This is a genomic window from Thiospirillum jenense, assembly GCF_014145225.1.
GTDB lineage: Bacteria > Pseudomonadota > Gammaproteobacteria > Chromatiales > Chromatiaceae > Thiospirillum > Thiospirillum jenense.
Window position 1 is genome coordinate 20,602 of sequence record NZ_JABVCQ010000004.1, and the last position, 13,917, is coordinate 34,518.

Annotated in this window: 16 protein-coding genes; 11 read left to right on the top strand and 5 right to left on the bottom strand. The window is 54.4% G+C overall.

Annotated elements, in window-relative coordinates:
* Positions 1–4 precede the first annotated feature (4 nt).
* Positions 5–1,447, top strand: a complete 1,443-nt coding sequence (gene pyk / locus HUK38_RS02355; RefSeq protein ID WP_182582182.1) for a pyruvate kinase — start codon at positions 5–7, stop codon at positions 1,445–1,447.
* A gap of 121 nt (positions 1,448–1,568) precedes the next feature.
* On the top strand, positions 1,569–1,859 hold the full coding sequence (locus tag HUK38_RS02360; RefSeq protein ID WP_238787378.1) for a hypothetical protein: 291 nt from the start codon (positions 1,569–1,571) through the stop codon (positions 1,857–1,859).
* 124 nt (positions 1,860–1,983) lie between these two features.
* Here HUK38_RS02360 and ftsE read toward each other — a convergent pair whose 3' ends face one another.
* Entirely contained in the window at positions 1,984–2,640 is a 657-nt protein-coding gene (gene ftsE, locus HUK38_RS02365; protein WP_182582186.1) for a cell division ATP-binding protein FtsE, read from the bottom strand.
* A gap of 154 nt (positions 2,641–2,794) precedes the next feature.
* Between ftsE and HUK38_RS02370 the strand changes: the two genes are divergently transcribed.
* A complete protein-coding gene (locus tag HUK38_RS02370; protein ID WP_182582188.1) occupies positions 2,795–3,958 on the top strand; it encodes a glycosyltransferase in 1,164 nt (387 codons plus the stop codon).
* A gap of 20 nt (positions 3,959–3,978) precedes the next feature.
* Positions 3,979–4,731, top strand: a complete 753-nt coding sequence (locus HUK38_RS02375; RefSeq protein WP_182582189.1) for a type III pantothenate kinase — start codon at positions 3,979–3,981, stop codon at positions 4,729–4,731.
* A 9-nt stretch (positions 4,732–4,740) separates the two neighbouring features.
* Here HUK38_RS02375 and HUK38_RS02380 read toward each other — a convergent pair whose 3' ends face one another.
* Positions 4,741–5,184 (bottom strand): hemerythrin domain-containing protein, encoded by a 444-nt coding sequence (locus tag HUK38_RS02380; protein WP_182582190.1) that lies wholly within the window; start codon positions 5,182–5,184, stop codon positions 4,741–4,743.
* Between the two features lie 252 nt (positions 5,185–5,436).
* Between HUK38_RS02380 and HUK38_RS02385 the strand changes: the two genes are divergently transcribed.
* Positions 5,437–6,735 carry a cobyrinic acid a,c-diamide synthase CobB gene (locus tag HUK38_RS02385; protein ID WP_338065349.1) on the top strand — a complete coding sequence of 433 codons (1,299 nt, stop codon included), beginning with the start codon at positions 5,437–5,439 and terminating at the stop codon, positions 6,733–6,735.
* Positions 6,732–7,748 (top strand): threonine-phosphate decarboxylase CobD, encoded by a 1,017-nt coding sequence (gene cobD, locus HUK38_RS02390; protein ID WP_182582191.1) that lies wholly within the window; start codon positions 6,732–6,734, stop codon positions 7,746–7,748. The genes HUK38_RS02385 and cobD overlap by 4 nt, the downstream gene beginning before the upstream one ends.
* Positions 7,749–7,750: 2 nt before the next feature.
* On the opposite strand, the gene HUK38_RS02395 is transcribed toward cobD, so the two are convergent.
* From HUK38_RS02395 to HUK38_RS15320, 3 genes are all read right to left on the bottom strand, one after another.
* On the bottom strand, positions 7,751–8,359 hold the full coding sequence (locus HUK38_RS02395) for a carboxymuconolactone decarboxylase family protein (RefSeq protein WP_238787379.1): 609 nt from the start codon (positions 8,357–8,359) through the stop codon (positions 7,751–7,753).
* A 57-nt stretch (positions 8,360–8,416) separates the two neighbouring features.
* Complete coding sequence (locus HUK38_RS02400; protein WP_182582192.1) at positions 8,417–9,616, bottom strand: HD-GYP domain-containing protein; 1,200 nt, start codon at positions 9,614–9,616, stop codon at positions 8,417–8,419.
* 84 nt (positions 9,617–9,700) lie between these two features.
* The gene (locus HUK38_RS15320; protein ID WP_275284994.1) at positions 9,701–9,826 is read right to left on the bottom strand and encodes a hypothetical protein; all 126 of its coding nucleotides are present in this window, start codon (positions 9,824–9,826) and stop codon (positions 9,701–9,703) included.
* Positions 9,827–10,030: 204 nt separating this feature from the next.
* Here HUK38_RS15320 and folK point away from each other — a divergent pair, with 204 nt between their 5' ends.
* From folK to HUK38_RS02425, 5 genes are read left to right on the top strand one after another with little or no spacing between them, the layout of a single operon-like run.
* The gene (gene folK / locus HUK38_RS02405) at positions 10,031–10,552 is read left to right on the top strand and encodes a 2-amino-4-hydroxy-6-hydroxymethyldihydropteridine diphosphokinase (RefSeq protein WP_182582193.1); all 522 of its coding nucleotides are present in this window, start codon (positions 10,031–10,033) and stop codon (positions 10,550–10,552) included.
* Between the two features lie 21 nt (positions 10,553–10,573).
* Entirely contained in the window at positions 10,574–11,323 is a 750-nt protein-coding gene (gene bioH, locus HUK38_RS02410; protein WP_338065343.1) for a pimeloyl-ACP methyl ester esterase BioH, read from the top strand.
* Between the two features lie 3 nt (positions 11,324–11,326).
* Positions 11,327–12,265: a malonyl-ACP O-methyltransferase BioC gene (gene bioC, locus HUK38_RS02415; RefSeq protein WP_238787381.1), complete on the top strand. Its 939-nt coding sequence runs from the start codon at positions 11,327–11,329 to the stop codon at positions 12,263–12,265.
* Positions 12,262–12,951 carry a dethiobiotin synthase gene (gene bioD / locus HUK38_RS02420; protein WP_182582194.1) on the top strand — a complete coding sequence of 230 codons (690 nt, stop codon included), beginning with the start codon at positions 12,262–12,264 and terminating at the stop codon, positions 12,949–12,951. The genes bioC and bioD overlap by 4 nt, the downstream gene beginning before the upstream one ends.
* An 11-nt stretch (positions 12,952–12,962) precedes the next feature.
* On the top strand, positions 12,963–13,901 hold the full coding sequence (locus HUK38_RS02425; protein WP_238787383.1) for a trypsin-like peptidase domain-containing protein: 939 nt from the start codon (positions 12,963–12,965) through the stop codon (positions 13,899–13,901).
* Positions 13,902–13,917: the final 16 nt, after the last annotated feature.

Consider the following 13,917-nt stretch of genomic DNA (forward strand, 5'->3'; position numbering starts at 1 on the left):
ATTTATGCCAAGACGAACCAAAATTGTTGCGACACTCGGCCCAGCAACCGACGATCCGCAGGTGCTGGACGAGTTGATCGTCGCCGGACTCGATGTGGTGCGCATCAATCTGTCGCATGACCGCCACGACCGTCACCGCGAACGGGCGGCACAGGTGCGCGCTCGAGCGGCAGCACTCGGGCGGGAGATTGGCTTACTCATTGATTTACAAGGACCAAAAATCCGCATTGGGCAATTTGTCGGCGGGCGGGTTATGTTGCACGAAGGCGACATGTTTGCAATTGACGGCGATTGCCCGCTGGACGGCGGCACGGCTGACTGCGTTGGCACGACCTTTTTGACTTTAGCGGCGGATGTGTCCGCTGGCGACACGTTATTATTAGATGATGGTGCAATTGAATTAACTGTCATTTCCGTTCATGGCCGGCGAGTGAATTGCACTGTCACGACTGGCGGGGTGCTGTCTAATAATAAGGGAATTAACAAAAAGGGCGGCGGCTTATCAGCACCGGCATTAACGGATAAAGATCGGCAGGATATTTTATTTGCAGCGACCTTAGATGCTGATTATGTTGCCGTGTCATTTGTGCGCTGTGCTGATGATGTGCATTTAGCCCGGCAATTATTTGAACAGGCGGGTGGACACGGCGGGATTGTAGCGAAAATTGAACGCGCTGAAGCATTAAATGATTTAGATAATATCATTGATGCGTCTGATGCGATTATGGTGGCACGCGGTGATTTAGGCGTGGAAATTGGTGATGCTAAATTGCCGGCGGTGCAAAAGCAGTTAATTCATTTGGCGCGGGCGCGCAATTGCGTGGTCATTACCGCGACGCAAATGATGCAATCGATGATTGAAAGCCCAATTCCAACGCGGGCTGAGGTATTTGATGTTGCCAATGCGGTATTAGATGGCACGGATGCGGTGATGTTATCGGCGGAATCCTCTATTGGAAAAAACCCGCCATTGGTGGTTGAAGCATTACATCGGATTTGTGAAGAAGCGGAAAAACAAGCGCGGCGCTCGGCGCATCGAATTGATTCCGTATTCGGGCGAGTGGATGAAGCGATTGCAATGGCGGCAATGTACACGGCGAATCATTTGGGCGTGAAAGCCATTGCGGCATTAACTGAAACTGGCTCGACAGTGAAATGGATGTCGCGTATTAGTTCGGGTATTCCAATTTATGCGTTGACTCGTCACCGGATGACGCGCCATAAGGTCACGTTATTTCGCGGTGTCTATCCAATCGCTTTTGATGTTGCGACGACGGATGTGCATGAAGTCAATCATGCGGTGATTGAAGAGTTATTACGCGATGGCGTAGTTAATCTCGGTGATTTGGTGATTATTACGAAAGGCGACCGCTCGGGGGTTGAGGGTCAAACTAATCTAATGAAAATCATGCGCGTCGGTGAACATTGCCTGCATCTTGAGGATTAGCGTTTTAATGATCGTTCCCATGTACCAGCGTGGGAACAATCAATTGCTAATGACTCACATTAAAACAGCGCAACCACAAACCTGAATGAAAAGGAAGGCTAATTTAATTGGGATAATGCTATTGACGATGAGTTGCTGTGCCTATTCTCAGCCGCACTACGATTTAAGAGACGTTCGTTCTTATCACCCACCCAATGAACCACTCGGGCTATTTATCACATCATTTCAAGTGGCCGACCTGAATACTAATCGGGTAAAAGATTACAAGTATCGCATTTATTGCCCAACTAAACGGGTGAGAGAAATAACTGACAATCAATGGGGTAAAGACCGTTATTTGTTGGATGAAGATACAACTCGCTTTAATGGCGCTCTAATTATCGCAGAAGTCATTGTCAGCATCTGCGAATAAGTTACCCGATGTTACGCGCCGTGCTATGGTCAATCTAAGATCAATTGATTGCAGAATGACAGCTTGTTAATTGCTTGTCATGGCAATCGCATCGTTTTTTTATTGAAATAACTATTAAAAACCTCTAATCATCCGCTAATACCCCCTGCTGCAACCGCAATGTACGATACGGCAGGGTGTGAATAATGTCGAGATTATGCGTGGCAATGAGCAGCGTCACGCCCACCCCATGAAAGCGTTCAAATAACGCAAATATCTCCCGCGATAATTCTGGATCAAGATTACCCGTCGGTTCATCCGCTAAAATAATTGGTGGGCGTGCCACGACAGCGCGGGCAATACCAACGCGCTGCTGTTCACCGCATGACAAGGTAATGGGCGCGGCGCATTCAAGTTGTAATAACCCGACCTGATCGAGCGCCGCCCGCACCCGCTTTTCTATTTCCCGGCGCGTTAATCCAGCGGCAATTAACGGTAATGCCACATTATCAAACACGCTGCGCTCGGGTAATAGGCGATGGTCTTGAAAAACCATGCCGACATAGCGGCGATATAATGGGATTTTATTGATCGGCAATGTATTGATGTTCACACCGTTAATTAATACTTGGCCGCGGGTGGGGCGTTCAAATAACCCAATTAAACGGAGCAACGTGCTTTTACCAGCGCCGGAATGGCCAGTTAAAAATGCCATGTCGCCGTTCGCTAATGTGAAGCTCACTTCACGCAAGGCTTCGCCGCGTTCGGGATAGCGTTTAGTGACTCGGTCGAATTGAATCACGCGATAATTGATGAATAATTAAATAAAGGTTGAGTGATGATCGGGAGTGGTAATCATCATCACCGCCCGCTCGTGATTGCGGTATTCTATTGACCGCTTTAATAGCCTAAACTGTCCGCCGTTAAAAAGCAACTGACATTTGATTAAGTATTTGATGAATACCCAACGCCAATCCCCCGCTGATTTAATCATCACCCCGCCGCGCATTGCAATACTTGGCTTTCGCGCCGGCGCCGGCGGCATCGCACGGGTGATGCGCGATTTAATTGCTGGATTAGCCGCCGCCGGTGCTGAAATTGATTTATTACTGCCGCCGGGTCAATTGCCAGAATTGCCGCCGTTATTAGCAGAAATTGGCGCGGCTATTACCTGCATCACATTAGAAGATGCCAATTCACAGGTCGCCATTCAACAATTGCGCAATTACCTCGCGCACCGCCAACCGACGGCGTTATTAAGCAACCGCGACCGCACTCATGCGCTATTGGCAATGGCGACGGTGCGCGGTCAACGCCCGCCAGTGTGGCTACGGGTTGGCAGCGACATGCGCGAAAAAATTCGAGCAAAATCATGGCTTAGGCGCTGGCAATACCGCGCTACCCTGTGCCACAACTACCGCGCAGCCGATGGGTTAATTGCCAATTCCAATGGTGTGGCGGACGCATTAAACGCATTATTGGGGAATCATAAACCGCCGCCGTTAGTCACTATTCCCAATCCAATTAACCGCGCCCGCATTCAGACGCTGGCTGCATTGCCGCCGCCGCATGATTGGTTAAAAGAAACGCCAGCACCGCCAATTATTATAAGTGTCGGGCGCTTAGTGGCGGCAAAAGACTTTGCCACGTTAATTCGGGCAATGGCGCATTTGCGTCATCAATTCAACTCGCCAGCGCGGTTAATTATTTACGGTGAAGGGCGGCAGCGCCCGGCATTAGAAAAGTTAATTCGCCAACTGCAATTAACCGACGCTGTTTCATTACCTGGATTTATTGACAACCCCTATTGTGCATTACGCCACGCGCAGCTATTTGTATTATCATCGCGCTTTGAAGGCTCGCCCAATGCGTTAATTGAAGCATTAGTCTGCGGCACGCCCTGTATTGCCACTGATTGCCGTAGCGGGCCGCGTGATATTCTTGGCAATGGCGAATACGGTACGCTCGTGCCGGTGGGTGATGTTTCTGCATTAGCGCGGGCAATGGCCGCGACCTTAGCGCACCCGCCGCCGCCCGCCGTGTTAATGACGGCGGCGCAGCGATTCGATCAAACAGTCAATGCCGGCGCGTATTTGCGCACCTTGACCACTCCCGTTTAATCACAATGACTGAAATAATAATGATGCGTTTAATAATTGACATCGGCAATACCACCATTAAATGGGCAGCGCACCGCGATGGTGAATTAACGCCAATGAACAGCGCCCGTCATTTTGGCGCGTTACCATTGGATATTTATGCTGCGTGGGAACAATTGCCGCGCCCCGATCATATTATGATTGCCAGCGTGGCGGCCGAAACCGTATTGATAGCAATTGATAATCTGTGCTATACCTATTGGCAATTAGTGCCAGAACGAATTAGCGCGGCGCGGGTGATGCAGGCGGCGCCGGCATTAAAAACTGCTTATACTGATCCGCACCAATTAGGCATAGATCGGTGGCTGGTTTTATTAGCGGCGCAGCGGCATTATCCCGGCACGGTGTTAATCATTGATGCCGGCACGGCAATGACATTTGATGGGTTATTAGCGAATGGTCAGCATTTGGGCGGCTTGATTTTGCCGGGGATTGAATTGATGCGGCAGAGCTTATTTCATAATACACAACTGCCGCCAGAATTGCGGGTAGACAGCAGTATCAATTGGGCAACGGATACCGGCAGTGCCATTGCCAGCGGTTGTTTACATGCAGCGATGGCGATTGCTGCGCAATTATGTCAGCAATTACAGCAATACGACGCCGCGCCGCAATTGTTATTAACTGGTGGCGATGCGGAGCGGCTTTTACCAGTATTCAACCAATTAAATAACGCCGGTCAGGTGCGCCATGTTCCGGCGTTGGTATTAGAAGGATTGGTAGAGTTAATCTGATATTTGTAATTAAATGCGCTGTTCGGTAAATAACCCAATTTCAACTAACTTGGGAAATAATACCTGCTCTTCTCGATCAACGCGGTAGCTCAACATGTCTAGTATTTCGCGGCTCTCTTCGAGGAATTCTTCACAGAAATTAAAGTTGCAGTCTTTTAACCACCTGTGATGATATTCTTCAAAGGTGCGGCGCAGCGGTTTTTCTGTGCTAATAAATCCCCACGCAATGGATTTGACTTTGGGATCGGTGTGGCTTAATAGGTTGGGGTATAATTGCTGATCTTCTTCGGCCAAGTGGTCAAGCACCCGCCGCCCTAATTCGCATAATAATTGATAAGCAATTTTGGCATTGGGGCGGATGCTTAATTGTTCAATGGTCAGAATTGCGTTTAGGTTCTCGATGATTTGACGCAATGCGGCATGGTTATCACGATAACTAACAAGCGTTTGCATAATTCCTCCTGACGTGCGGCCGGTCTCGTAAGCAGTTTTTTAATAAAAACAGTGATGGGTTGGGCGTGGTGAATGAAGTGGTGAGTGACGAGGTTAAGCAGGTTAATTGCGGGGTTTAATCAGGTGCGCGCCCCCAGTCAAGCAGCGTTTAATTATATTCAGTTGAGTTAAAATACCCTTGTCATTTCACAATTGAGTATAGCACCAAGATATGACAATCATATTCCCATTCTCTTTATGGTATTAAACACAATTGCGACCATTTGTCCGGCAGTGTTTATTGCCGCGCCAGCATCCGGTCAGGGCAAAACCACGCTGACGGCGGGATTGGCGCGGCTGTATCGTCAACATGGGTTGCAGGTACAGGTTTTCAAAACCGGGCCCGATTTTCTCGACCCGTTGATTTTGGAACGCGCCAGCGGGGCGACCGTGTACAACCTCGATCTGTGGATGGGCGGCGCGGCGCATTGTCAGGCGCTGTTATATCAAGCGGCGCTGACGGCAGATGTGATCGTGGTCGAAGGTGCGATGGGGTTGTATGACGGCCATCCCTCTGGCGCGGAATTGGCCGCCCAATTTGCGTTGCCGGTGATGTGCGTGATTGACGCGCATGCGATGGCGCAGACGTTTGCGGCGATTGCGTGGGGGTTGGTCAATTTTCAGCCGGGCTTGACGGTCGCGGGCGTGTTGGCCAACCGCGTCGGCAGTGCCAATCACGTCGCGCTGCTGACCGACGCGCTGCCCGAGTCGGTGCGGTTACTCGCCGCCATCCGCCGTGATGCCGCGCTGGAATTGCCGCACCGCCATCTTGGTTTGTGGCAGGCGGAAGAAATCACCGATTTAGACGCCCGATTGGATCGGATCGCGGCAGTATTGGCGAACACCGCGCTGGTGGATTTACCGCCGACGGTGACATTTCACCCGCCGCCGCCCGCGCTGCAAACCGAGGTGACGAGTGCGCTGCGCGGCGTCCGCATCGCCATTGCCCACGACCGCGCTTTTGCATTTATTTACCCGGCCAACTTGGACGTGTTGCGCGCAGCGGGTGCGGAGTTGGTCAATTTTTCACCGTTAACCGATCAGACGCTCCCGCCGTGCGATGCGGTGTATTTACCTGGCGGCTATCCAGAACTGTACTTGCGCGAACTGGCAGCGAATCAGGCGTTAATTGCCGCGTTACGCGCCCATCATGCCGCCAACAAGCCGCTATTGGCCGAATGCGGCGGGCTGCTGTACACGCTCACGTCTCTGGCCGCCGTCCACAATGAACCGATTGAATTACTCAACCTATTGCCCGGTCACGCACAAATGCAGCCGCGGCTGGTCAACTTGGGGTTGCACGAGGTGACGTTACCCGAAGGCACGTTACGCGGTCACACGTTCCACCACTCGCGCTCGACGGTGGCGCTTGCCCCGCTGGCGCAGTCAACGCCGCAGCGGCCGGGCGCATCACCCGAGTCGGTGTGGCGCATTCAACGGCTGACTGCGTCCTATTTGCACCTGTATTTTCCGTCCAATCCTGACGCCGCCGTGCGGCTATTTTTGCCATGACTCAACTTCACCTCACCCGCACCTTGCCACACGGTGGGCAGTTACGCCGCGCCGCGACCGAGTACGGTATTCCACTGACCGACTGGCTGGATTTATCCACCGGCATCAACCCGCGGCCGTGGCCAGTGCCTGCCGCTGTGACGAGTTACTGGTCACGGCTGCCGGAAGCCGATGACGGGTTGGAAACGGCCGCGGCGCAGTATTACGGCAGCGATCAACTGCTGCCCGTCGCCGGTAGTCAAGCCGCGATTCAAGCACTGCCGCACCTGCGCCCGCCGTGCCGCGTGGGCATTCTCACGCCCAGTTACGCGGAACATCAGCACGCCTGGGCGCTGGCCGGTCATCAAGTGCTGGCGCTGACGGTTGGCGAATTGGACGCGGCCGTCGCGGCGGCTGATCTGGACGTGTTGCTGTTAATTCATCCCAACAACCCGAGCGGAGCGCGGTTCGAGCGGGCGCAGTTGCTGAATTGGCACGAGTCACTGGCACGGCGCGGCGGGTGGTTGGTGGTGGACGAGGCGTTTATGGACGTGACGCCGGAGCAGAGTTTGGTGACTGACTTGCCGCGCACGGGATTGATTGTGTTGCGCTCGCTCGGCAAATTTTTTGGATTAGCCGGGGCGCGGGTGGGATTTGTGTTTGCCGACGACGCCACGCGGCAGGCGGTGGGTGAGCATTTAGGGCCGTGGACAGTGGCAAGTCCGGCGCGCTGGGTGGCGACGCGGGCGTTGGCGGATCGGGATTGGCAAATCACCACGCGGGCGTGGCTCCCGCTGGCGGGCGAGCGGCTGGCGCAGGTGTTGACGGAACAGGGTTTGACCCCGCAGGGCGGGTGTGCATTATTTCAGTGGGTGGTGACGCCCGCCGCGGCCGCGCTGCATTCGCATTTGGCACGGGCGGGCATCTTGACGCGGTTATTTACCACCCCGGCGGCGGTGCGCTTTGGCTTGCCCAACACGGCGGCTGAGTGGCAGCGGTTGACGGCGGCGCTGGGGCAATTGACGCGCAATTAAAACTAATGCGTGTCAACCGCTAATGATTCTTCAAATAAATGTTCCATTTTTGGCACGAGGCGATTTTTTGACGCGGCGGCTTTCATAAAGATCATCAGCGCCTCTAATTCACCAATCACCAGGCGCGAATCAATGTTTTGTTCTTCATAGATAACGCGCACTTCCCGCCCGCATAAATCAATTAAAAACGCATCATCGCGGGCCATGCCAATCGCCAAACCAATTAGGTGCGGCATAGCGCGATCACTGCGGTTTAATGCAACTTTGAGTGCAAATTCATTCCAGGCTTGAATCCAGCGTTGCCGTTCACTTTCATACACCCGCGACACGTCGGTGCGCAAAAATAACACCAGCGAATTCATATTTCTGGAGAGTGTTTCTTCTGGCACCTTGCGCATTCGATTAAGTGCTTTGGTGTGATGTTCAATGCAATGTTCGCATTGATAATACTGGGCTAATCCTAATGCTACGCATTCCTTTTCTTCCAGCGTTAAAAAGGTTTCCCATTGTTCTTCCCCATCGGTGCCATCAAAGACCATCATGTGCATTAAGGTCATTAAATCCGAAATGTGTTTAGGAAAAATCTTATCTTTAAAAACACGACTACTCATACGGTGATTACTCTCAATTTCAAGGGCTTAGTTTTGGTGGATTTAGTGAAGGGTTATCTATAAAAAACGTTCAATATCAATGCCATATACCGCTGGATCAACTGCGCCGACAATGCGTTCTGTGGGGCTATCTTCGAGGGCAATATCCCTCATACGGTCAAAATGTCGTTGTTTGCGATTATAAACCACGCGCACCAGTGGACGTAATAAATCATTGCCCTGATCTACGACGATTGCCAACATGCCGGATTCTAATGCCACGACGGAGCCGACGGGGTAAACGCCAATACAGCGGGCGAAATGTAACACCAGAGCGCGGTCGAAATGACTATCACTCCATTCGAGCAGTTTTTTGGTCGCTTTATTCGGCAGCCAGGCTTCTTTATACACGCGCACTGAGGTCAGCGCATCATACACATCAACAATCGCCGCCATTCGACCAATGCGATCAATTTGGTCCTGTTTTAATCCCAATGGATACCCGGAGCCGTCCACCCGTTCATGGTGTAATTGCATCACTTTAATCGCCACCGGGTCCAGTCCGGGCAATTGACATAATAAACCGCTGCCCAAATCAACGTGCTGTTTCATTTGGGCGAATTCGAGGTCAGTTAAGGCCGCTGGTTTATTTAATACCGTGAGCGGGACTAATGCTTTGCCGATGTCGTGTAATAAGCCGCCGAGCACTAGTCCTTGAATTTCGGAATAGGGTAAATCCAATTCCCGCGCAAAAGTCACCAACAGCGCGGCGACGCTGACCGAGTGCATGAAGGTGTATTCATCACGCAACTTGAGGCGGGCGATGCTGGTGATGGCGTGTGGATTGCTGAATGCCGATTGGATCATGCGCTCGATTAGCGGTTCGAGGCTGTGCAATTCCAGTGGGCGGCCGCTGCGCACCGCCTCCATGATGCGCCGCATCTGTAAGGTCGCGTCATATAACAAGGTTTTGGCACGCAGGCGTTCATTTTCGGAGGTCACCGGGCTGACGGTGGCTTGGTTGGCCTCGGCGACCGTTTCCAGTTCCAACTGCAACGCGGCATCCACCACGCTGGCCTCAACCGCCGTTTCCACATCATGCCCGCGTTCGGTATCAATATAGACATGATCCAAGCCGGTGCTGATCAATTTGCGGATGGCGCGCTCATCTTTGACATACAGTTGGTTGCTGACAAACGGGTGATCGAGCCAACCGCAGTCAAGATCGTGGATGAACATGCCAACGCGCAGGTCTGCAATTGCAACACGTTTAATCATGGTGAACACTCGTGGCAAAACTTGGCATCACACCGCTTCGGCGCAGGTCGGATCGCAACTGCGGCGCCAAATGGTTGACAGAATTCATAAGGACAGTCGAGCGCTGATGAGAACGGCGGCGGCTGTGAAAACTCTACTGTAGGGCAAGCGTCGCTGAATACGCAAGAATGGCGCCGGGCGAATGGCACTGGCAGCAACAGTGTATGTCATTAACGTTGCCCAGGTGTGACTGCGTATTGGTATATGTTTGCGATTTGCACAGGGACTGGACGCGGCAAGACTTGAATAATGCCCACTTCAGGGTAGAGTTGATTGACCGCCGAAGCCGCGCTTGATGACTATTGATTGCAGGTGAGTTTTTAATAGCGGTCAAACCATTTTGTCAACCCACAATTCGCCGGTGAATTCTTCACTATGAATAATCATCCCGCTTCAACAAATGCCGCGCCCGTGCCAGCGTGGATTAGCATTGGCAGCAATGTCAATCGTGAATACTCCATTCGCGGCGCAATTCACGCCCTGCGCAATCAATTCGGCGCGGTGCATTGCTCACCGATTTATGAAACAGCGGCGGAAGGGTTTATTGGTGAACCGTTTTTGAATCTCGTGGCCGGGATTCAAACTGCATTACCCGTTCACGCGATGATTACCCAATTACGCGCAATTGAAGATGCCGGCGGGCGAATACGCGGCGGCGCAAAATTCGCCCCGCGTACTTTAGATTTGGATTTATTAACTTACGGCGACGCGGTCGGTGTTATTGACGGTTATCAATTACCGCGTGATGAAATCGTGCGCTACGCTTTCGTATTAGCACCGCTCGCCGCCATTGCCCCCACCGCACTACACCCCGCATTAAACCGCAGTTACGCCGAATTATGGGCGGCCTTTACACCACCCGTCGAATTGCGGCATTATCCATTATCATTAGATTAAAAATACCGCAGATCATTTCGCGTGACACCACTCGTTTTATTACCCGGCTGGGGCATGAGTGCCGCCGTGTGGCGCACCTTGCCGCCCACCATCGCAGCGCATCACCCACGCCACCCGCTCGACCTCCCCGGCCACGGTCACGCCGCCGCGCAACCCGTCCCCGCCACCCTCGCCGATTGGGCAATTGACTGCCTCAGCCGCGCCCCCGAGCGGGCGATTTGGCTGGGCTGGTCACTCGGCGGACTGGTGGCGCAGCAAGCGGCAGTGCAAGCCCCCGAGCGCGTCGCGGCGCTGATCCTCGTCACCAGCAGCGCGTGTTTTGTGCAACAACCCGACTGGCCGGCCGCCATTCCCGTTCACATTTTGGAACGATTTCACGCCGCGCTCGTCGCTGATCCAGCCGTCACGCTCGACCAATTTCTCGCGTTACAAGTTCTCAACAGCAATGCGGCGCGTGACACGTTACGCCACCTGCGCAGCGCGTTAGCCGACAGCCCCGCGCCAGCAGCGGCCGCGCTCGCCACCGGGTTAAATCTGTTGCGCAACAGTGACTTACGTCCGCACCTGCGCCAGCTACGCCAACCGACGCTGTGGTTATTGGGCGAACGCGATACACTGGTACCCGCTCGCGTCGCCGCCGATTTGGCGCACTGGATGCCCGCCAGTCACCAGCGTGTGATCGCCGGCAGTGGTCACGCGCCCTGGCTGTCACATCCTGATGAGACCGCCGCCGTGACGAACGATTTTTTACAAGCAATGACAGAGAGTTAGCGCATGATGGCGCCACCGCCGCCCCCCGCTCCACCGATTGACAAATCCGCCGCCCGCCGCGCATTTGACCGCGCTGCGCCGCACTACGATCAATACGCCATCCTGCAACAGGAACTCAACTGCCGCCTGCTCGAACGGCTCGATCTGCTGCGCATTCAACCGCAACGCATTCTCGATCTAGGTTGCGGCACCGGCACCGCGTTACCCGACCTGTGCCGCCGCTACCCAACTGCCGAGGTGATCGCGCTCGATTTTGCCCCGGCCATGTTGACCTGCGCTCGGCAACAACTGTTGACCAATCAATCAGTTGCGCCAACAACTGCGCCGTCGCCCGTGCAATTTTTATGCGCGGACGTGGACGCGCTACCGCTGGCGCCGCGCAGCGTTGACCTGATTTTCAGCAATGCCACGCTGCAATGGTCAAATGCGCTGGAGGCGACGCTGGCAACGCTGGCGCAGGTGTTACGCCCCGGCGGTGCATTCCTGTTTAACACCTTCGGCGTGGACACCTTGCACGAGTTGCGCAGCGCCTGGGCGGCGGTGGACAGCCACCCGCACGTCAGCGAATTTTTTGATCTGCACGACATCGGCGACGCGCTGCTGCGGGTGGGATTTGCCGAGCCGGTGATGGATGCGGAACGGATCGTGATGACTTATGCCAACTTGCGTGATTTGATGCGCGACCTCAAAGGCATCGGTGCGCACAATCCGTTACACCAGCGCGCTCGCGGTCTGACCAGTCGCGCACGGTTTGCGGCACTGGAGCGGGCGTATCAACCGTGGCGCCATCCCGACGGGCGGTGGCCGGCAACGTGGGAGGTGACTTACGGCTTGGCGTGGCAGGCGACAGTTGCGCAATCCCGCCCGAGCGTCGCAGTGGCGTTACCGCTCACCCCGCGCCAGCAGTGTCAACCACCTGACGCAACGGCGGTGCAATCGTGACCGGCCGCGGCGTGTTCATCACCGGTACCGATACCGGCTGCGGTAAAACCTTGATTAGTTTAGGCATCATGGCCGCATTGCAGCAGCGCGGGTACACCGTGTTGGGCATGAAACCGGTGGCGAGCGGCTGTGACCGCGACGCGCAGGGCGGGTTAATTAACGCCGATGCCCGCGCATTGCAGGCGCAGAGCAGTCGCCCGGTCGCCTATTCCACCATCAACCCGTTTGCGTTCGCGCTGCCGCTGGCGCCACCGCTGGCCGCCGCGCACGCCGGGCGAATTATTCAACCTGATCTGATCCGCACCGCGTATGCCCAACTGCGCAACCAAGCCGACTGGGTGATTGTCGAGGGGATCGGCGGCTGGCGGGTGCCGTTGACCGCCGACTTTGCCGTGAGTGATCTGCCCAATTGGTTGGAAATACCGGTGATCTTGACCGTCGGGCTGCGGCTGGGTTGTGTCAATCACGCGCTGTTGACCGCCGAGCGGTTAATTGCCGACCGCGTCCCGCTGATCGGCTGGATCGGCAGCAGCGTTGATCCGGACATGGTCGCGGCTGACGAGACCTGCGCGCTGTTGACCGAGTTACTGCCGCGGCCGTGCCTCGGCGTGATTCCGCATTTGACCGCCCCGAATGCGGGCGCAGTGGCGGAATACCTAGACATCACGCCACTGGAATCACCGTAAACTGCGCACTCATGTTATGCTCATCAGTCAATCACTTCGCCGGGATTCATGCCGCCATGTCAGCACAGCGCGTCGGTTTATTGACCGGGATCGCCATTTTTCTGACCATTATCAGCACCAGTTTCACCAGTGGCTGCGCTTCCTCGGCGGCGATTCCAGTTGATGAAGTCGCATTGACAGAACCAGCCGCCACCGCGCCGCTCCCCTTTCCCGAAGAACTGCCCTACCGCAAACGCAAAGGCGGGTATCCATCGCTGGCACCGCTGCTGGCGCGGATCACGCCGGCGGTGGTCAACGTGTCAGTGTTTTCGGAAGTGGTGACGGAAGATCACCCGATCTTGCGCGATCCCGAATTCCGCCGCTTTTTAGAAAAATTCGATTTACCGCTGCCCAGTTTGGAAGAAGAAGAATCCGGCTTACAACGCCGCCAAAGCATCGCCTCGGGACTGATTGTTGATGCGCGGCGCGGCTATGTATTAACCAACGCGCATGTCGTTGAAAATTCAGATGATATTGTCGTCACGCTCAAAGATCGCCGCAGTTTCAAAGCCTATCTCATTGGCAGCGACGCCCGCGCCGACATCGCCGTTTTACGCATTCCACCCGTGCAAGCGCCCAAATTGCGCTTCGCCAATTCAGATGAATTAGAAGTGGGCGATTTTGTTATTGCCATTGGCAATCCATTCGGCTTGGGTCAAACCGTCACCTCAGGGATTGTCAGCGCGGTTGGGCGGACGGGAATTGCCGACAATAGCATGGGCGAATTGGTTCAAACCGATGCGTCAATAAACCCCGGCAATTCCGGCGGGCCGTTAATTAACTTAGCCGGTGAAGTGGTCGGGATTAACACCGCGTTAATTGGTCCGGCGGGCGGTAATGTCGGCATTGCATTTTCCGTCCCCGGCAATCGTGTCCGCGCCGCCATGGCGCGTATTATTTCGAGTCATTAAACCCAATTAAAACTGG